We start from the raw sequence: 19,527 nt of genomic DNA, 5'->3' as shown, positions 1-19,527 counted from the left end.
GCGCTCTGGCTCAATCGCATGCGTCACTTTGAAGCTCTCTGGGACGTGGCCATGACTCCAGTCCACGGGACGTGGGGGTCCGCGAACGTCACCGAGTCCTTGGGCTCGAGCGAATGCCACCACATGCTTGAAGAGCAGCGGCCCGTGGTCTGGCTGGCAGCGCTTCTCGTTGCAGACGATTTCGTTCAACGTCACAGCGTCATCGCCGAATGCGCCGACGAAGGAGAGCGCTGGCTTCTCAGAGCGTCCGGCGTCTGCTTCGTACAGGTAGTGGTCCACCGCGCCGCGCCGCTGAAGACGCGTCACGAAGACCTGCCTGTCGGCGAGTTGGGCAATCTCCACCAGGACTTCGCCCACAGCGAGGCGCCTCGCGATTCGAGCGAGCAGCTCCGCCTGGCCTTGTGACTCGTGTTCGAGGGCGCGAAGCGCGCTGCTCGCGCCCTCCGCCCGGGTGGCCGCTGCCTCATACCGACCGGCGAAGCCGAAGGTGATGAGGTTCAGCAGGCTGCCTTCCGCCATGGATGTCCCCTCCGTGTGCTGCGAAAACGGTGAAGGTAGCAGTCCATGCTTCGCCCGAAAACTGCGCAGAAACCCAAGCCTTTGGCTCGCACACTGGTCGGCGCGAGGCCTGTCGGTGGTGCTCCTCCCTCCGGGGGGCCCGGCGCGGGGCGTCGGGCCCGGGGGACCTCTGGGCGCTGACCTCCCGTGGGGTCTGGCAGCTCAACGAAGGGCGGGCGCTCTGCGGAGTCTTGGCGCTCTGGGATGCTCTCAGGAGCCGCGTGACGGGTGAGCCGTCTGCCTGCTGCGGAGGGGTGAGCGCCCGGCGAAGAGGCGGCGGAGGGGGCTGGAGCCGAAGCCCATTACAACCACCATTACCGTGCCCCCTTTGCAGGGAGCCGCAAAACAGGCGAGAGACGCAACCAGAAACCAGAGAGAGACGCCCTCCCAGAAACCTCAGAGCGGAAAGAGCGGGGCTCCGGGGGAATGTTGTTAACCGCCGCCCCAAAAGTTAACAGCACCTGTTAACCACTCTCGGCCTCTCTCTCCCCAAAGCGGGTGAAAGAGCGGTCCAGAGAGCCCAATCAGTGACGGAGGAGAGGGGGCATCTCGCTCTGCGGGGTAGAGAGCCGAGAGCACCCTCTTCAGCACCGCGAGCCAGAATCCCTTGTGATTCAGGGGCTTAAGCACGAAGGCCCCGCGATGTCATCGCGAGGCCCGTGTTAAACAAAAAGGGCCCTACCAGTTGGTAGGGCCCTTCAAGTAGCTCCCCGAACGAAGCCCTGCGCGAACTCGTTCTCTGTGCCCTCTCCAGAGACTGCGACGAAAAACACGAGAAAAATCCTGGGGTTAGGCGAAATCGGGAAAATTCGGGGGCCGATTGAGTCTCCGCAAACTTCACTGCGGCTTTTTCCCCGAGTAGCGCGGATTGGGGAGGGCGTCCAGCATCCTTCAGCAGGGGAGGCTGTGTGGGGATGCATCGTACTGGGCAGGGGGGCATGTGGGACTTCATGCCCCCCTGTGAACGGCGCCATTCGCTCCAGCGCGTCTGACCCTTCCCGTAAAGACCCTGGCTCGCAGCTCGGCCGCAGAGAAGAGGGTAGCTCAGAGCGCCGATTCGCCCCTCTCCCCGGTTCTCACCCTGAGCGCGTCCTCAACATGGGAGACGAACACCTTTCCGTCTCCGACGTTGCCCGTATGAGCATGCCGCTGGATGGTGGCGAGCGCGGTATCAACGAGTAAGTCCGGGATGACGAGGAGGAGCATGACCTTGGGCAGATAGTTGAGTGACCCGTGTGCGCGGGCCTCCATGCCGTTGTGTCCGCGCTGGTGGCCGAAGCCGCGTACGTCCAGCGCGGTGATGCCACCCACACCGGGGATGGCTTCAAGCGCGTCGGTGACTTCACTGACCTTGAAGGGCTGGATGATGGCCTTGATTTCCTTCACGCAACACCTCCTTCGGCGACGGGGGAGTGTCCCGTGGGCGCAGGGGACTGCTCTGGAGGGACGGGGACTACCTTGGGGTTGCCGCGGTCGAACCAGGTGTAGACAGTGGGCAGTACCAACAGCGTGAGCAGCGTGGAACTGAAGAGCCCGCCGATGACGACGGTGGCCAGCGGCTTCTGCACCTCGGCACCCGCTCCGCTGGAGAACGCCATGGGGAGGAAGCCCAGGGAGGCCACCAACGCCGTGGTGAGGACCGGCCGTAGGCGCACGTGGGCTGCATCATGGGCTGCTTGGGCAGGAGACAGGCCGTCCTGACGCAGCTTGAGGATGTAGGCCACCAAGACCAAGCCGTTGAGCACCGCGACTCCGAAGAGGGCGATGAAGCCCACCGCCGCGGAGATGGACAGTGGCATCCCCCGCGCCAGGAGCGCCAGCAGCCCACCTGTCACCGCGAAGGGGATGTTGAGGTAGATGAGAAGGGCCGGCCGCACCGCGTTGAACGTGGTGTAGAGCAACACGAAGATGAGGAAAAGGGTGAGGGGCACTACGAGTGCGAGGCGGCTCGACGCGGACTGGAGGTTCTCGAATTGTCCGCCCCAACTCACCCAATAGCCTGCCGGCAGCTTGACCTCGCGCGCGATGACAGCCTGTGCCTCCGTGACGAAGCCCTGGAGGTCTCTCCCGCGCACGTTGGTCTCGATGGTGAGTCGTCGCTGGATGTTCTCCCGGCTCACCTGGGCGGGGCCTTCCTCTACGACAATGCGCGCGAGCTGTGAGAGCGGGATGAGTTGCCCGGAAGGGCTGGCCACCCGGATTCCCTCAAGCTGCTCCACGCTTTGCCGAGCGCCCGGTGCGAAGCGCACCTGGAGCGCGAATCGCCGCTGGCCCTCCAGCACCGTTCCCACCTCTTTGCCACCCACGGCCTCGATGGTGTCCAGCACCTGCCGGGCGTTGATGCCATAGCGGGCGATGGCCTGCCGGTCTATCTGGATGCGCGCGACGGGGAGGCCCGCCACCTGCTCGGCCTTGACGTCCGCGGCGCCCGGGACTTTGGCCAGCGCGGCGGCGAGTTTGTCTCCCGTCTGTTTCAGCACGTCCAGATCCTCGCCATAGAGCTTGAGCGCCACATCCGAGCGCACGCCGGAGATGAGCTCGCTGACCCGAAGCTCGATGGGTTGCGAGTAGCTGAAGAGGGTGCCGGGCACCTCCTTCGTCAGCGCTTCGTTGAAGCGGACGATGAGCCCCTCGCGGTCCTCCGCCGTTGTCCACTCCTCATGGGGTTTGAGCATGACGAAGATGTCGCTGATTTCCACGCCCATGGGGTCTGTTGCGATCTCCGCGCGCCCCGTTCGGGAGACCACGGTGGTGACCTCGGGAAAGCGCTTGAGCACCCGTTCGATGAGGCCCGTCTGTCGCACCGACTCCTCCAGCGAGACCGAGGGCACACGCCAGGCCTGCAACGCGAGGGCTCCCTCATCCAGCCGGGGAATGAACTCCGCACCCAGGAAGGGCACCGTGGCCAAGCTCACCGCGAGCAGCCCGCCAGCGATGCCCACCACCACCCCGCGTCGCCGGAGGCACCAGGACAGAGCGGGCTCGTAGACACGGCGCGCCCCGCGGACGATGAAGCTCTCCTGCTCCTTCGCCTTTCGGGGAAGCAGGACGGAGGCGAGGGCCGGGATGAAGGTGAGTGACAGGACGAAGGCTCCCGCCAAGGCGCAGATGACCGTGATGGCCATGGGCTTGAACATCTTCCCCTCGATGCCGCTCAGGGCGAGGATGGGCAGATAGACCACTCCGATGATGACTTCACCGAACGCGGCCGCCTGTCTCACCTCCACCGCGCTGCGATAGACGACTTCGTCGCGCTCCTCACGCGTGAGGGCGCGGCCCAGCGTGTGGCTCTGCTCCGAAATGTGCCGCACCGCGTTCTCCACGATGATGAGCGCGCCGTCGACGATGAGGCCGAAGTCGATGGCTCCCAGGGACATCAGGTTTCCTGAGACGCCCAGCGCCCGCATCCCGATGAAGGCGCAGAGCATGGACAGGGGAATGGCCGCGGCGGCCAGGAGTCCCGCGCGTAGGTTTCTCAGCATGACGAAGAGCACGACGATGACGAGCAGCCCGCCCTCGACGAGGTTCTTCGCCACCGTTTGGATGGTCTTCCGGACCAGGTCCGTGCGGTCGTAGAAGGTATCGATGGTGACGCCAGGAGGCAGGGTGGGGCGGATCTTCTCCACCTCGGCCTTCACGTCGTTGACCACCTCGCGCGAATTCTGCCCGATGAGCATCATCACGATGCCCGTAACGGCCTCGCCCCGGCCGTCACGCGTCACCGCGCCCTGGCGGACCTGTGGAGCGAACGCCACGTTGGCCACGTCTCGGACATAGACCGGGACTCCTTGTGGCGACGTGGAGAGGACGATGCTGCGGATATCATCCAGCGTCTCCACAAGGCCTTCGCCACGGATGAGCACCTGCTCCGGACCGCGTGCGATGTACGCGCCTCCGGCGTTGGCGTTGTTCTCCTCCAGGGATTGGAACACCTGGCCCAGAGACAGGCCGTAGGCCGTGAGCCTGGAGGGGTCCACCTGCACCTCATAAGTCTTGAGCTCTCCGCCGAAGGCGTTGACCTCGACGACGCCGGGCACGGCACGTAGCCGCGGGGAAACCTGCCACTCCAGGATGCTGCGCAGCTCCATGGGGCCCTGGCCCTCGCCCCGTACTTCGAACTGGTAGATTTCTCCCAGGCCCGAGGAGATGGGCCCCATCTCCGGAGAGCCGTAGCCTTCGGGGATGCTTTCGCGCGCCGCTGTCAGCCGCTCCTGTATGAGCTGCCGCGCGAAGTAGATGTTCACTTCGTCCTTGAAGACGACGGTGACGACGGACAGCCCGAACTTGGAGACGGAGCGAATTTCCTCGGTGTCCGGCAAGCCGCTCATCGCGGTCTCGACGGGCACGGTGATGAACCTCTCCACCTCTACCGGCCCAAGGCCCGGTGAGGACGTGAGGATTTGGACCTGCACGTTGGTGACGTCCGGTACCGCGTCGATGGGAAGTGAGCGCAGTGCGTTGAGGCCGAAGCCGATGAGCACCGCCGTCAGGATGAAGATGAGGATGCGGTTCTTGATGGAAAAATGGATGAGCCTGTCGAACATGGCGCCCGCCTAGTGGGAGTGGCCCTCGCCCATGCTCTCCTTCGAGAGCTCGGACTTGAGGATGAAGGCTCCTTGAGTGACGAAGGAGGTACCGGGCTGAAGACCTGAGAGGATTTCCACGTCCTGGGCGGAACTGGCGCCAGTCTGGACCTCGACGGGGCGGAAGCGGTTCTCGCCGGCTGGGACGAAGACCACCTGCTCTTCGCCGACCTTTTGCACGGCCTCTCGTGGGACAACGATGCGTGTGGGCGAGGCGGAGCCCGAGTCTCGTGTCTCTCCCGAGGTGGTGGCGATTTCCGCCTGGGCGAACATGCCCGGCTTGAGCGCCCCATCGGTGTTGGACACCACGACTCGTACCGGAATGGTGCGAGTCTTCTCATCAACGACGTCTCCGATGTAGTCCACGCGGCCCGCGAAGCGCTGGCCCGCCCGTGCTTGGACGGTGATTTCCACCGGCTGACCGGCATGGACCTGCGGGAGCTGAGACTCCGTCAGGTCCAACTGCACCCAGAGTTCCGTGAGGTCCGCCACCGTGAAGAGGGACGTGGCCGCCTCCACCGCCTGGCCCACCGTGCCCGAAATCTCCACCACCGTGCCTGTCAGTGGGCTGATGGCCGGAAAGCGCGAGCTGTAGTGCTCGTTGCTACGCAGCGTGCTGATTTCTCCGTCGGAAAGGCCGAGCGCATGAAGCCGGCCGTCGGCGGCGTTGCGCTCCGCCTCGGCGGTGACGAAGGTGCTTTCCGCCTCGCGCATGTCCCGCTCGCTGGTGATTCCTTTAGCAAGCAGATCCTTCTCCCGGCGGAAGTTCTGCTCCGCCACGCGCGCCTTGGTCGCGGCGGAGAGGTAGTCCGCTCGCGCCTGGCCAAGCTCAGGGCTCTCGAGATGGCCCAGCACCTCCCCCTTTTTCACCTTCTGGCCGAGAGCTACCTGGATGGTGGCGAGTCGTCCTGGAACGCGGGAGGCCACTCTGGCTACGCCTTGCTGGGTGAAGGTGATACGCGCTGGCACGATGAGGCCGGTTACGAGGGGCTTTGCCTCTGCCTGGGCCAACTGGAGCTGCGCCGAGCGCAGCGCCTCTGGCGTGAGGGTGATGACCTCGTCATGTTTTTCTCCCCCCTCACCATGGGTTTCGCCTTCTTCCTTCTCGTGGTCGTGGCCCTCTTCTTCGGCGTGGGGCTTGCCCTTCGTCTCCTTGCCGGACGGGGCCGTCTTCGCTTCATCGGAGGGGGGGGCGGCCTTCTTGTCGGAGCAACTGGCCAGAAGAAGGGCCGCCGCCAGGACGATGGACAGATTCGTGTGAACGTTCATTGGATGTTCCCCACCACTTTCTTGAGTTGGGCCTCCGCGGCGTTGAGTTCCTCAAGGGCCTCGATGTAGCTACGGCTCGTATCGAGGGCCTCGCGCCGGATGATGAGCAGCTCCAGGAAGTCCACCTTCCCGGCCCGATAGGCCTCATTGATCAGCTTTAAGTTCTCTTGCACGGCCGCCATCACATCGCCGCCGAACACCTCCGCGGCTGACAGGGCAGTGCGGTAGCGCTCGAGGGCGAGCACCACCTCGGAACGCACGAAGCGTTCGGTGGCGGCGAGCGCCCGCTCCGCCTGGGCCGCCCGTGCCGTGCTAATCCCTCGCGCCGCTTGGTTGCGGTTGAAGAGGGGCAGGTCGATGCCGAGTGTGCCTTGGACGATTTGGGCGTCCTCCTCCTGGCTGTAGCTCACCCCCAATCGAGGGCGGGGTAGCGCCCCCCGGCTGGCGAGCCGGACCTCTGCCTGGGCTGCCTCCAACTCGGCCTTGGCTGCCTTGAGGTCCGCGCGTTGCGCCGCCGCTCGCTCCAGGAGGACGGAAAGGATTGGGGGCGCGGCCGCCTCCGCGCGCAGGTTCCCTTCGGGTGCGATGTCCTCAGTTGGTTCGATGCCCAGCAGCAGTCGCAGCTCTCCGAGGGCCTGCGTCCGGCGCTGGACGGCGCGAACACGGGCACGCTGGGTCTGGCCCAGCGCCACCCGCGCGGTGTTCACTTCGATGCGAGAGGCGGCTCCAGCCTGCAGTCGCTGCTCTGCGGCATCCCGGCCCTGCTCTGCGAGTACGAGTGCATCATTGGCCAGTTGCAGTTCCTGCTCGGCCGCGAGGGCCCTGCCGAAGGCTTGGCGCACTTCGGCCGCGAGCTCTACCTGAGAGACCGCGAGGCGCGACTCGCTCGCGGAAAGTGTCGCCGCTGCGGCGTCCCTGCGCGCTCCGCGCTGGCCGAAGAGTTCCAGTTGTTGGCTCACCCCGGCGCCCACGTCGACGTTGTTCCCACTCGCGCGAAAGCGTGGGCCGATGGCGACTTGTAGGTCCGGATTGGTCTGGAACAGGAGGGATGCTCCCGAAAGCTGAGCTCGAGCTGCGGCGGCATCGGCCTGGGTGGAAATGAGTCGGGGGCTGCGTTCGAGTGCGAGTGCCACAGCTTGCTCCATCGTGAGAGGGCGGGCCGCGAAGGCCGGCACCGCGACGAGCAGGAGCGGGAGCAGACTTATGAGACGGATTGATGGAGACACGACGCTCACCAAATTGAAAAGAGGTAGGGCCGCGCCTGGGCTGGAGGATGTGCGGAACCGGCGGAGTCAGACCGTCAGGACGCGAGCACACCTGCAGCGTCAGCCGCAGCTGATGAGTGGATGAGAGATGGCCCAAGGCCGGCGCCGCGCATGGCGGTACCGGGCACGCCTGAGCAGGCACATGCGTCCGGTCCGTTCGCGCGTCATCGGCGCGAAGGCGCGGCCTATCTCCTGGTCTCTCGAAGCGAGAGTCCCCGTAAGCGTGCGAGAATTGCCGCACGCGCATGGCCGCGGGACGTCACGGCCACAGCACGGCTGGAGGTGGAGGGGCGCACGAACCGGCCGTTAGGCCGATATAGGCGGACGCAGGAGGCGGGGACGCACTTCCTCGGCCGCCTCCTGGTTCTGCCCGACAATCTTCGGCGGTTTGACCGTGATGGCCCAACCCGGTGACGGCAGGGATTCAGGAATGACGGACTGGCTGGGGCAGCACCCGCAATGGTGCTCGGTTGGGCCACAGCCGTGCTCCCGGCTGGACTCTCCCAGGTCTGACTCGTCCGCAATGGAGTGCGCGAGATGCCCGGACGCCGCGTAGTGAACGGCCATCTCGACGGCCTCCCCGAAGGAAGGCACGAGGCCGTTGACCAGCACGATGAACATCAGGAGGCGCAGCACAGTGTCTTCGTAGTGACTTTAGCGGAGGAAGGCAATACGGCTGGTGGTCACGGTTTGCTGGAGCACGGATTCACCTCGTTCAAGGGGCCTGACTGTGGGGCCCTTGCCCTTCCTGCTGGGCAGCTTCTTGGAAGATGGCCTGGAGGTCACCTGGAATGGGCATGGGCGTGAAGATGCCCACGTTGGCGCCTCCGGTGTTGCCGAGGGGAGCGCGCCCTAGCCAGGAGCCAGGGGCGGCCAGCAGCAATCGGGGTAACTGTCCGGCCAGCTCGCTCAGGTTTCCTCTCCTCCATGCGAAGCAGAACATGGCTCCGTGGACCTGAAGATGAGGCCACGCGTGGGCCTGGCTCAGAATGTGAGCGCGTTCCAGCGAATGCCACGCCAGCTGGAAGTGGCCTCGGGCCTCGGCCTCGGAGGCTTGTCGCAGTTCCTTCTCGAAATGAATTCGCAACTTCGGTTCCATCAAGGTGCCTCCTTCTGATGCGTCAGTGACACGAAGCGCAGGTGTCCTCGCCCCGCCACGCTTCCCGGCCTTCCTTCACAAGGAAGAACGTCATCCCAAAGACGGCCACTGGGGCTGCCCACCACCAACCGAAGGCCGCGTTGAGGCCGATGCCACTCAAGGTGATGAGGGACAGTCACCAGCAAGCGGTGGTCTGGAAGTCATCGTCTCAGGCATGCTTTTCCTCTCCATCGGGCGCCTCGCCGGACTCCTTGGCGGGCGAGAGGTTGCAGCAGTTGGAAAGTTGCCCTGCTTCCACCTGAAGTGTGACGTGCTCGATGCCGAACTCATCGTGGAGTTGCCTCTTCAGACGGTCGAGGAGCGGATCGTCCAGTTGTGTCCCTCGAAAGACGAGATGCGCGGTGAGAGCCGCCTCGGTGGTGCTCATGGCCCAGACGTGTAGGTCATGCACGTCGATGACGCCAGGTACCTGGTTCAGCTGCTCCCGTACCAAGGCAATGTCGATGTTCCGAGGCACCGCCTGCAAGGCGAGGTTGACGGAGTCCTTGAGCAGTCCCCACGTCCCCCAGAAAATGAGGACCGCGATGAGGAGCGTCACGACGGGGTCGAGCCATGCCCATCCGGTGAAATAGATGAGGGCGCCGGCCAGGACGACACCAAGCGACACTCCTGCGTCCGCAGCCATGTGGAGGAATGCACCCCGGATGTTGAGGTCGTCCTTGCGGCCCTTCCAGAAGAGCATGGCCGTGGCGGTGTTGATGATGATGCCCAGCCCAGCTACCACCATGATGGTGATGCTGGAGACAGGAGCGGGCTCTCCCACGCGCTGCACTGCCTCCCATCCGATACCGCCCACGGCGACGAGCAGAAGGAGGGCATTGAGGAGCGCTGCCAGGATGGACGAACTGCGCAGACCATAGGTGTGGCGGGCTGTTGGCTTTCGCCTGGCCAGGATGCTCGCTCCCCAGGCGAGCATCAATCCGAGGACGTCGCTCAAGTTATGGCCCGCATCCGCCACTAGCGCCAGCGAGTTGGAGATGACGCCGAAGGTGGCCTCGACTGCAACGAAGCCCAAATTGAGGGTTACACCGATGGCAAATGCCCGTCCGGGTGAGGCGGGTGCGTGACTGTGGGAGCCTGACATGGGCGTGGGTGCCTCCAGAGCGAAAACAGTTCCGCTGCACACTCCTTTTCCGGCGTGTCAGCAGGGACTTCCTGAACTTTGCCTGGGCTGACGAACGGTTCTGCCCAGGGTTACACCTCCATGTTTCTGGTGCGCGCGGAAGCTGACGAAGCGGCCCCGCCAGCGCCCGGTGGGAGTGCACGCTCTCCCCGACCTCCAAATTCTCATAGCCGCCTGGAACTCAGCTCTGGCCTCTGCGCCGTCGAGCAGGCGAGGGGGACCGCGCTCGCAGTGCGCGGGACGCCAACCACCCTATGGGAGCGCCCACCGTGAATCCCAAGAAGAGGCAGGCCGCGGCGAACGTGATGTCGGCGCGGGGTTCGCCCCAGTTGTAGATGAACAGGCTCGTTCCGAGCGCGGTACCAGCCCAGAGCGCGTATCGGCGGAGCTGGAGGCGGGCGTGAAGCACTGAGGCTGTGAGCAGCACGAGGCCCGCGGCCCAGGCTACAAGCAGGGGGGGCCACCGGTTACGGTAGACCTCCACACGCAAAGGGCCCTCAAGGCTCCCCTCCAACTGCTCCAACCTGAGCGCGTGTACGCCTCGCGGGATGGAGCCTCGCTGATGGAAGCTCAATCGGTCGCGCCAGACATGGGTGCGCCCGTGCTTCGCCCGGATGGAAGTACGCGTCCGCTCCAGCGTCCCGCGTATCATCTCCTCCATTCCCGCTATCGAAAACAGGACTTCGGTGTCGCCTGTTCGGGCGAGCCTGCCCCTCACCACGACGAGGACCCTTCCATTCACAGAAGGAGGGAGGGGGATGCTCTGTCCCTTCTCCGTGACCTCGACGGCGGCAAGCGGCTGTCCAGGCAAGACTGTTTCGAGGGCGGGTAGGGCAGCCAGCACGAACACGAGGACCATCACGAAGATGGACGCGGTGCGCGCCCAGCGCGCTTTCGTGCCGCGCCAGCCTTCGTGCAGCATCGCGCCGCAGAGGCCCAGTGCCGTAATGGCGATGAAGGCGGCCGCCGCGTCGCCATCCGCGAGGCGTTCCATCATAGGGGTGGGCATGTGCTGGTCCGGCCTCGGGTGCGATGCAGGGCGCCCATCTCAGGCTGACTCACATGGACAGTCCACGCAGCCTCGCCGGCAGCAGGAGGGGCCGCAGGACTGCACCAGCCTTCTGCCCAGTGCCTGCCGGGCCCGGTGCAGGCGGACCTTGGCGTTGGTGGTGGTGATGCCAGCCGCTTCGGCGAGCGCTGCGAGGCTCTGACCTTCCAGGTCCACCCTGCGCAGGGCCTCTGCGTACTCCGGCTTCAAAGTGGTGGAGAGGGCAGAGATGCAGGTGCATACGGTCCTTTCCAGTTCGGTTGCATCCTCAGTGGACAGCAGGTTGTCACCGACCCATTCGCGAAGGGCGTGCTCCTCGCGCTTCTGGCGCCGGTGGCGGTCAATGAGTGCGTTGCGCAGCAGTCGATAGAACCAGGCCACCGCGCGCTCCTCCTGGCGCAGGGTGCCCCTAGTTTCTACCCCCTTGAGGAGCGCGGTCTGGAGGACCTCTTCGGCCCCCTCGGCACTGCCGATACGCGGCGTCAGAAAGGCGAGGAATCGCTGCCGGTTATGGAGCAGGAGCGTGAGCGTCTCTGGGCTCATGGGCTGGACCTTTCAACTCGCCGCACGGGTTGACTCCCCTTCGGGTGCCTGCGTAACGCTGGCCCGCTCAGGGGGGCTCAGGAGGGGCGCTTGTCGCCCACCCCCGAACACGGAATAGAGGACCGGAAGCACGACCAGGGTGAGCAGTGTGGAGGAGAGGATGCCGCCGATAACCACGGTGGCGAGAGGTCGCTGGACTTCCGCTCCCACGCCTGTGTTGAGAGCCATGGGCAGAAATCCGATGGCGGCTACGGCGGCCGTCATCAGCACGGGCCGCAGGCGTGAAAGGGCCGCTTCGCGGATGGCTTCGCTCAATGCGTGGCCTGCATCGAGGAGGGAGCGCACGCGTGAGACGAGCACCATGTCTCCCAGCACCGACACCCCGGAGAGGGCGATGAAGCCCACCGCGGCGGAGATGGAGAAGGGCAGTCCCCGCAGCAGGAGCGCGAGCACTCCGCCCACCAGTGCGAAGGGCACGCCCGCGAAGATGCGCACGGAGTCGAGGACGCGCCGGTAGGTGAGGTAGAGCAGGAGGAAAATGAGGGCCAGGGCTAGCGGCACCACGATGAGCAGGCGCGCCTGGGCACGCTCCAGGTGCTCGAATTGTCCGCCGAAGCGGAGGTAGTAGCCCGCGGGCAGCTCCAGCTTCTCGTCCAGCGCGTGGCGCACCGCCTCGACAAAGCCGCCGAGGTCTCGGTCGCGCACGTTGGCCTGCACGACGATGCGGCGCTTGCCCCACTCGCGCTGGAGCGTAGTGGGCCCGGACACCTCGCGGATGCGGGCAAGCCGCCCCAGCGGCACGCGTGCATCCCCTGGCCCCGTCACCGGTATGGTGGCCAGCTTCGCCGGGTCATCCCGGTACTCCTCGGACAGACGCACGGCCAGGTCGAAGCGCCGCTCGCCCTCGCGCACCTCGCCCACGCTCCGGGTGCCCACCGCCTCGACGATGTCGAGCACCGCACGGGTGGAAATGCCATGACGGGCCACGGCCTCTCGGTCCACTGTCACCTCGAGCACGGGCTGGCCCGTCAGCTGCTCCACGGTGACGTCGGCGGCGCCTGGGATGGCCTTGACCACGCCCTCAATCTCACGGGCCTTGGCCTTCAGCACGTCCAGGTCGTCCCCGAAGAGCTTGATGCCCACGTCGCTGCGCACGCCTGCAATCATCTCGTTGACGCGCATCTCGATGGGCTGGAGGAATGCCATGCGCATCCCGGGCAGGTCCGCCAGCTCCGCCTTCATCTCCGCCACGAGTTCGTCCTGAGTGGAAGCCCGCCTCCAGGCCTCGCGCGGCTTGAGGGTGATGAAGACGTCGGACAGCTCGATGCCCATGGGGTCCGTGGCCACCTCCGCCGTGCCGGTGCGCGTCCACACGCGCTGAACCTCATCAGGAAACCGGGCGAGCAGCACCTTCTCAATCTTGGTGCCATAGCGGACGGACTCGGTGAGGGACACCTCGGCCAGGCGCACGGTGTTGATGACGAGCGTGCCTTCGGAGAGGCGCGGAACAAATTCGCTGCCGAGCTGCGTGGCGGCGATGAGTGCACCCACGACGAGGAGCCCCGCGCCGGCGAGGACGGCCCGAGTGTGGGTGAGGGCCCAGTCGAGGACCGGCTGGTAGCAGCGCTTGAGGAAGGTGACGAGGCGCGGCTCGCGGTGGTGCCCTCCGCCACGCTTCAAGGCGAAGGATGCCAGCACCGGCATCAACGTCATGGAGAGCAGCGCGCTGCCGAGCAGGGCGAAGATGACTGTGAGCGCCATGGGGCGGAACAGCTTTCCCTCCACGCCCTCCAACGCGAGGATGGGCAGGTACACCACCATGATGATGAGCTCACCGAAGAGGGTGGGACCGCGCACCTCGACGGCGGCGTCGCGCACCACCTCGAGGATGGACCGACTCCCCCTGGCCTCGGCGAGCCGCCGCTCCGCGTTCTCCACGAGGATGACGGAGGAGTCGACGACGAGCCCGAAGTCGATAGCCCCCAACGACATGAGGGTGCCGGCGATGCCGAAGCGCAGCATTGCGTTGAATGCGAACAGTAGGGACAGGGGAATGGCCGCCGCGACGATGAGCCCTGCGCGCCAGTTGCCCAGGAAGAGGAAGAGGACGGCGATGACGAGGAGCGCGCCCTCCAGGAGATTGGTTCGCACCGTGCGCAGCACGTGGTCCACCAACTCGGTGCGCTCGTAGACGGGCTCCACGGAGACGTCTTGGGGCAGGGTGCGCTTCACCTCGTCGAGCCGTTGCGCCAACGCCTTCGTCACTGTGTGGGAGTTCTCCCCCACCAGCATGAAGCCCAGGCCCAGGACGGCTTCGCCTTCACCGTCCGCCGTGGTGGCGCCCCGGCGGATTTCATGGCCGACCTCCACGCGGGCCACATCCCGGATGCGCACGGGCACGCCGTTGTGCGCCGCGACGACGACGTCCTCGACGGCCTTGCCGTCCTCCAGGACACCCACGCCGAGGACGAGGCTCGCCGCGCCCCCGCGCTCTACAATGCCGCCCCCCACGTTCGCGTTGTTCTCCTCCAGCGCGCGGTAGACGTCCTGCAGCGAGAGATTGAATTGCTGTAAGCGGCGCGGCTCCACGACGACGTGCCACTGCTTCTCCTGGCCGCCCCAGGCATTCACCTCTGCCACGCCAGACACGCTGCGCAACTGTGGAGCGATGACCCAGTCATGCAGCGTGCGCAGCTCCTCGAGGCTCTTCGTCTGGCTCTTGACGAGGTAGTGGAAGACCTCGCCCAATCCTGTGGCCACCGGCCCCATCGTCGGGCGCTCGATGCCCGCGGGGACGGCGACCCGGCCGAGCCGCTCGGCAACTTGTTGCCTCGCGAACCACAGGTCCGTGCCGTCGCTGAATTGGAGCGTCACCTGGGACAGGCCGAACTTGGAGATGGAACGCAGCTCGCTGACGTGGGGCAGGCCCGACAGCGCCTGCTCGATGGGGATGGTGAGTTGCCGCTCCACCTCGATAGGGGTGAGGGCCGGGGCCATGGTGTTCACCTGCACCTGCGTGGGCGTGGTGTCAGGGATGGCGTCGATGGGCAGTGCCCGGAAGGCCAGCAGGCCTGAAATGACGAGGGCCAGGGTGCCAAGGAGGACGGCCCAGCGGTGTGCTAGGGACCAGTCGATGACTCGGGTCAGCATGGGACTATTCGCCTCCCTCTGTCTCGCAGCAGCCCGCACCGATGGACTCCTTGAGGATTTCCGTCTTGAGGAGGAAGGCGCCAGTGGTGACGACTTCCGCACCAGCGGAGAGTCCCTTCACCACGGCGACTTCTTCACGGGTGCCGGCACCCAGCTCCACCACGACGGGCTCATAGAGGCCTGCGCCCTTCTTCACGAAGACGAGCGTGCGGCCCTCGGCGCGTTGGATGGCCTCACGGGGGACCAGCACGGACTCCTGCTCGGCGGCCACCTGCACCCTGGCGCGGAGGAAGAGCCCCGCCTTGAGGGCGCCGTCCGGGTTTGGCAGCTCCACGCGGGCGCGCACGGTGCGGGTGGCCGGGTCCACGGATGCGCCCACGCGGGTGAGGGTTGCCTCACGCGTCTCGCCGGGCATGCTCTCGAATGAGAGCGTGACGCGCTGGCCCGCGCGCACCATTCCCGCGTCTGCTTCGGGCACCTCTAGGAGGGCCCACATGGTGTCCAGGTCAGCGATATGGAGGAGCGTCTGCCCCGCACCCACCTGCCTGCCGGGGACGGCGTCACGTGCCACCACGGTGCCGGAGAAAGGCGCCGTCATCACGTAGGTCCCCTGCTGGCTGCGGACGGAGGCCCCTGCGGCGGTCAGGGATGCGCGGGCCGCGTCGCGCTCGGCCTCGGCCTCGGCCACCTCCGCCTGGGCTTGCTCCAGGTCCTTGCGTGCGCTGATGCCCCGCTCGACGAGCGACTGCTCGCGTGTGAGCGCGGCGCGCGCGACTCCAAGCCGTGCCTGGCCCGCGGAGAGGCGCCCCTGGTCCGCGCCCACGGCGCCGGAGGTCACCACCACGAGGGCTTGCCCGGCCTTCACCTCGTCGCCGACGTCCACTCGGACTTCCAGAACCAGCGCATCGCTTCGGGCCGATAGCTGAGCCATCCGGTTGTTGTTGAAGGCGAGCTGACCAACAACGTCGAGGGTGCGAGAAAAGGGCCGCTTCTCCACGCGACGTGTCTGGATGCCTGCCTCTCGCGCGGTTTCGGCGGAGGCGAGGCGAACGCGCGTTCCTGGCTCGGGGAAGGTGGGGGGCTCCGCCCCCGCCGCCTTCACCAACTCCGGGTGGCAGTACGGGCAGACGGACTCTGGAAAGCCGTGCTCTCGGCAGTAGTCGCCCGCCTCGATGAACTTCGCGACGAGCGCCGGGTTGCACTTGGTGCACTTCGACTCGGGGACCGAGTGCTCCTTGCACCAGTCCTTTGGCGCGGTGGCCTGTGCGGTGAAGGTGAGGTTCGGGTTGCACTGGAGGCACTGGGACTCTGGCACTCCGTGCTCCTTGCACCAGTCATCTTGTGCCTTGAAGACGTCGATGAGGTCCGGGTTGCACCGGGTGCACAGCTCCGCCGGCACCTTGTGTTCGCACAGATGTAGGGACTGGGAGGATCCGGAAGCGCCTCCCGCGGCGGCCGGAGGCGCGGAGGACTTCTCCGCCACGGCGGGCTTCGACTCCTTCGAGCAGTTGGCTGCGCCCAGCGCGAGCAGGGCCAACAGCATCACCGGACCGACGCGGGAGGCTGGCATCATCTACTTCACGCCCTTCTTGGATAGTTCTGGGTTGCAGATGGAGCACTGGGACTCAGGTCGCTCATGCTCCGCGCACCAATCCCCCTTGGTCTTGAAGACGGCAGCCAGCTTCGGGTTGCAGCGAGTGCACAGAGACTTCTGGACGCCGTGCTCACACTTGGGCTTCTCGGCCTCAGCGGACTGGGCCTTTTCGGTGGCCTTGGGCTCCTCGGCCAGCGCGGGGAGGACGGGAACGGTGAGAAGCGAGACGACGATGGACAGGATTCGCAACGAACGCATGAGGAAACTCCAGCCGGGGCAGTCGCCCACGACGGTGAATGCCCGCGCGAGAGTGCGCGGGGAGGATGGACAGGGCTTCAGGCGAAGAGGACGCACATGCGCACGCACGGACCCGGCAGGGCTCGCGCACGGCACACGTCTCCCGTGAAAGGAGGCGTCAGGCTCTAGGTGGTTGGAAGATGTCGGCAGCAGTCCCAGAAAGGACTGGCTCATCCACGCGGCTGCGCACCAGCAGCGGTGCGGGCGCGGCCTCGAGGTTCCCCATGACGGGAACCGGTGCAGGGGCTGCTCTCAGCGGGCAGCACGGGCACAGGACGCAACTGGGGGCGCAGTCCGTGCAGTCATCGCCTTCATCCTCCATGCAGTCGGCGTGCGTGTCCGAAGCGAAGGCCAGCGTCTGGAAGACGCCGCCCGTCGTCAGGACGAGGAGCACGACCATGAGTCGCAAGAGGAGATGCATCCAGTAGGTGGCTTACAAAGACCCAGGGCAGGTGTCAATCCGTCGAGCCGGTCGCCCGGATGGCACGCTCGCGGGTCAACCTTTCCAGGAGGCGTCGCATGGCGCTGGAGTCCCAGTCTCGTGGACCAGGGAAGCGGGCGACCAACTGTCCTTTGACGACGAGGATGCTCGCGGGGAGCTGCTCAACGCCGAATGCGCGGGCGACGTTCTCGTCCTCATCCAGGCGCAGGAGGAGTTCCGGTGGGGATGGGCCTTCGAAGAAGGACTCCACGGCCTTGAGGTTCGCATCGTGGCTGAAGACGACGACCCGCAGTCCCTCGGGAGGGGATTTTGCCAGGGCAAGGAGCTGGGGCGTCTCCTCGCGACAAGGAGGGCACCAGGAAGCCCAGAACACCACCAGCAGCGCGCGCGAGTCCGGTGCGCCCGCGACTACTGGTGCAGGTCCAGCAAGCCGGATGTAGCTGGGCGGAGGCTCGCTCCGACAGGCCCAGGTCATCGCTAGCAGGAAGAGCGCCAGCACGCATGGGGGGCGATGGATGCGCATCACGCCAGACGGTATCTCACGGTACGGCGCCGGGGCGCCACGAGGTGCGCGGCTCAGCAACCAACAGTTCCCCACCGTCATCGACCAGGGCTCGTGGCGGTGCGGCTCTCATCTCAAGGGCTGCTGCGGGCGTCCATGCGGCAACCATGGGATTCCTGCACCTGCCTGTAGTAGCAGGAGCACTTCGTCTTCTTGCTCCATTGCGAGGTCCTGCCCTGTGATGTTGCTGCGCGCCTTCGGGCTCTTTGTCCTCACGGCGCTGGCCGAGGTGATTGGCTGCTACCTTCCCTACCTCTGGCTTCGCGAGGGTAGGGCGGCGTGGTTGCTCCTCCCGGCGGCCGTGAGCTTGGCGGTCTTCGCATGGCTCCTGACGCTCCACCCCACCGGAGCCGCCCGCACGTATGCCGCCTATGGAGGCGTGTACATCGCCGTCGCGCTCATCTGGCTGTGGCTCGTGGAGGGCGAGAGGCCCACCCCTTGGGACATCGTTGGTGCGCTCGTCGCCATGACGGGAATGGCTATCATCGTGCTCGGCCCCCGAAAGTAGCGGGTCTGCCTATTCGTCCGTGTTCCAGTATTGCTGCGCGCGGGAGCCCGGCGCGCCCGCAAGCATCGGCGAAGCTCGCTCGATGGGGACGTCGTTGGTGGGGCCGTTCGGGGGCGATGCATTGCGGCGATGGGCTCTGCCACGAAGACAGGGCGCTGTTGCCAGGGGACTCCAACAAGCTGCTTCTGGGGTGGCGGTCCTTCGCGCTGCATCCATTGGTTGAGCGAATCGCCCATGAGCATGAAGTAGTCGTTCTGCATATCGGCCTGTGGTTCGTCGAATCCATCGAGCTTGCGACCGAGGCTGGCGTCAAGCAATTCCGAGGTGCGGATCCTGACGTGATGGTCTAGTGGACTAAACCTATTGGGTTGTGTTTATCGGTGCAGGCGGGAGATTTTCCCTGAAGGAACTTGCCGCCTTGGGGCGGCCGTAGCTGTGCTGCGGCCCTTCATGTCCGACTTCCGCGAGGCCCTTGAATCGATTTTGGAAGCCCAGTGCTCCGAGCACCCAGGCTTCTCCGCCGCCATCGCCTGTGCTCGTTGCGGCACCTTCACGTGTGCCTTCTGTGCCTCGTCCCGGGCGGGCCTGTGCCTTCGGTGCCTTCATGCGGCTCCAGAGCTGGCGACGCGCAGGGCCCGGCTCGCGGCATGCCTTGTCGATGGTGCTGCGCTCCTGCTCCCGTCCCTGTTCCTGGGCGTGCTTCGGTGCCTGGCCATTCCGGACGAGGCGGCGATGAAGGCTCCGGTCGTCTACGCCCCGGCGCTCCTCGTGTTGCTCGTGCAGGCGAACCTGATTCGAGGGACTGGGGCGAGCCTCGGCAAGCGGCTCCTGGGGATACGCGTCGTCCGCGGAGACGGACTTCCAGCGGAGGTGTGGCGGATCGCCTTGCTGAGGAACGCGCTCCCGATGGCGCTCTGCGGCTACTGCGTCTGGCTGGGCCTCGTGGACGCGCTCTTCCTCGTTGGGGAGGAGCGGCGATGCCTTCACGACTGGGTGGCCGGCACCCGCGTCGTGAAGGCTCCTCGAGCGTAGCGCTCTTTCGCTGCGCGGTTCGTGACTGGCTGAAGCGTTGGGTTCGGAGTCCCTTCCCAGCGAAGGGAGAATGAGAGGCGATGACATGGAGGGAGAGGTGAAGTCTGGGCGTCCCCGCTGGTTGGCCGGGCTGGTGTGCGTGGTGGTGGTGCTGTCCATGGGGTGTTCCCGGCCGTGGAAGCGGGAAGACATCAGGACGTGGGAGGGCTGCTGTGAGGGGGCTGACGCGTGCCTTGCGCTGCTGCAGGAACTCCACGGCCCCGACATGGGGGAGAAGTGGCTGCCGCCGGAGCAGGCGTGTGCCTCCTGGAAGTTGGGGCGCGTGGGGGAGGACGTCGTCCCTCGGCTGATTTCGCTGCTTCGGCATTCGGACCGTCGCGTGCGCGGCGGTGCA

16 protein-coding genes and 1 pseudogene are annotated in these 19,527 nt (G+C 66.1%); 4 read left to right on the top strand and 13 right to left on the bottom strand.

Features of this window, described 5'->3' with window-relative positions; all coding sequences use genetic code 11:
• Positions 1 to 123 precede the first annotated feature (123 nt).
• Positions 124 to 405, top strand: coding sequence for a hypothetical protein (locus HUW62_RS25850; protein ID WP_176435909.1), 282 nt, complete (start codon positions 124 to 126; stop codon positions 403 to 405).
• 1,197 nt (positions 406 to 1,602) lie between these two features.
• Here HUW62_RS25850 and HUW62_RS25845 read toward each other — a convergent pair.
• The 13 genes from HUW62_RS25845 to HUW62_RS25785 all read right to left on the bottom strand — a co-directional run bounded on the left by HUW62_RS25845 (position 1,603) and on the right by HUW62_RS25785 (position 17,554).
• Positions 1,603 to 1,944: a P-II family nitrogen regulator gene (locus HUW62_RS25845; RefSeq protein WP_176435908.1), complete on the bottom strand. Its 342-nt coding sequence runs from the start codon at positions 1,942 to 1,944 to the stop codon at positions 1,603 to 1,605.
• Positions 1,941 to 5,102 (bottom strand): efflux RND transporter permease subunit, encoded by a 3,162-nt coding sequence (locus HUW62_RS25840; RefSeq protein WP_217911546.1) that lies wholly within the window; start codon positions 5,100 to 5,102, stop codon positions 1,941 to 1,943. Before HUW62_RS25840 ends, HUW62_RS25845 begins: the two co-directional genes overlap by 4 nt.
• 9 nt (positions 5,103 to 5,111) lie before the next feature.
• On the bottom strand, positions 5,112 to 6,410 hold the full coding sequence (locus HUW62_RS25835; RefSeq protein WP_176435907.1) for an efflux RND transporter periplasmic adaptor subunit: 1,299 nt from the start codon (positions 6,408 to 6,410) through the stop codon (positions 5,112 to 5,114).
• A complete protein-coding gene (locus HUW62_RS25830; RefSeq protein WP_267697919.1) occupies positions 6,407 to 7,543 on the bottom strand; it encodes a TolC family protein in 1,137 nt (378 codons plus the stop codon). Before HUW62_RS25830 ends, HUW62_RS25835 begins: the two co-directional genes overlap by 4 nt.
• 438 nt (positions 7,544 to 7,981) lie before the next feature.
• Positions 7,982 to 8,311, bottom strand: coding sequence for a hypothetical protein (locus HUW62_RS25825; protein WP_223738401.1), 330 nt, complete (start codon positions 8,309 to 8,311; stop codon positions 7,982 to 7,984).
• 79 nt (positions 8,312 to 8,390) lie between these two features.
• Complete coding sequence (locus HUW62_RS25820; protein ID WP_176435906.1) at positions 8,391 to 8,774, bottom strand: DUF3703 domain-containing protein; 384 nt, start codon at positions 8,772 to 8,774, stop codon at positions 8,391 to 8,393.
• 208 nt (positions 8,775 to 8,982) lie between these two features.
• Positions 8,983 to 9,918, bottom strand: coding sequence for a cation diffusion facilitator family transporter (locus HUW62_RS25815; RefSeq protein ID WP_176435905.1), 936 nt, complete (start codon positions 9,916 to 9,918; stop codon positions 8,983 to 8,985).
• Positions 9,919 to 10,138: 220 nt separating this feature from the next.
• A complete protein-coding gene (locus HUW62_RS25810; protein ID WP_217911545.1) occupies positions 10,139 to 10,954 on the bottom strand; it encodes a hypothetical protein in 816 nt (271 codons plus the stop codon).
• A 51-nt stretch (positions 10,955 to 11,005) separates the two neighbouring features.
• Positions 11,006 to 11,548 (bottom strand): RNA polymerase sigma factor, encoded by a 543-nt coding sequence (locus HUW62_RS25805; protein ID WP_176435903.1) that lies wholly within the window; start codon positions 11,546 to 11,548, stop codon positions 11,006 to 11,008.
• 12 nt (positions 11,549 to 11,560) lie between these two features.
• Entirely contained in the window at positions 11,561 to 14,698 is a 3,138-nt protein-coding gene (locus HUW62_RS25800; protein WP_176435902.1) for an efflux RND transporter permease subunit, read from the bottom strand.
• A 4-nt stretch (positions 14,699 to 14,702) separates the two neighbouring features.
• Positions 14,703 to 16,268, bottom strand: a complete 1,566-nt coding sequence (locus HUW62_RS25795) for an efflux RND transporter periplasmic adaptor subunit (protein WP_176435916.1) — start codon at positions 16,266 to 16,268, stop codon at positions 14,703 to 14,705.
• A gap of 3 nt (positions 16,269 to 16,271) precedes the next feature.
• Entirely contained in the window at positions 16,272 to 16,550 is a 279-nt protein-coding gene (locus tag HUW62_RS25790) for a hypothetical protein (RefSeq protein WP_176435901.1), read from the bottom strand.
• 494 nt (positions 16,551 to 17,044) lie between these two features.
• Positions 17,045 to 17,554, bottom strand: coding sequence for a TlpA disulfide reductase family protein (locus tag HUW62_RS25785; protein WP_176435900.1), 510 nt, complete (start codon positions 17,552 to 17,554; stop codon positions 17,045 to 17,047).
• Between the two features lie 217 nt (positions 17,555 to 17,771).
• Here HUW62_RS25785 and HUW62_RS25780 point away from each other — a divergent pair, with 217 nt between their 5' ends.
• From HUW62_RS25780 to HUW62_RS48125, 3 genes and pseudogenes are all read left to right on the top strand, one after another.
• A complete protein-coding gene (locus HUW62_RS25780) occupies positions 17,772 to 18,101 on the top strand; it encodes a YnfA family protein (RefSeq protein WP_176435899.1) in 330 nt (109 codons plus the stop codon).
• Positions 18,102 to 18,551: 450 nt separating this feature from the next.
• Positions 18,552 to 19,133, top strand: a complete 582-nt coding sequence (locus HUW62_RS25775) for an RDD family protein (RefSeq protein ID WP_176435898.1) — start codon at positions 18,552 to 18,554, stop codon at positions 19,131 to 19,133.
• An 85-nt stretch (positions 19,134 to 19,218) separates the two neighbouring features.
• A pseudogene (locus tag HUW62_RS48125) lies at positions 19,219 to 19,527 on the top strand (HEAT repeat domain-containing protein); the annotation flags it as partial.

Source organism: Myxococcus sp. AM011, from assembly GCF_013372595.1.
GTDB classification, from domain to species: domain Bacteria; phylum Myxococcota; class Myxococcia; order Myxococcales; family Myxococcaceae; genus Myxococcus; species Myxococcus eversor.
This window is presented reverse-complemented; position numbering and strand designations above follow the sequence as displayed.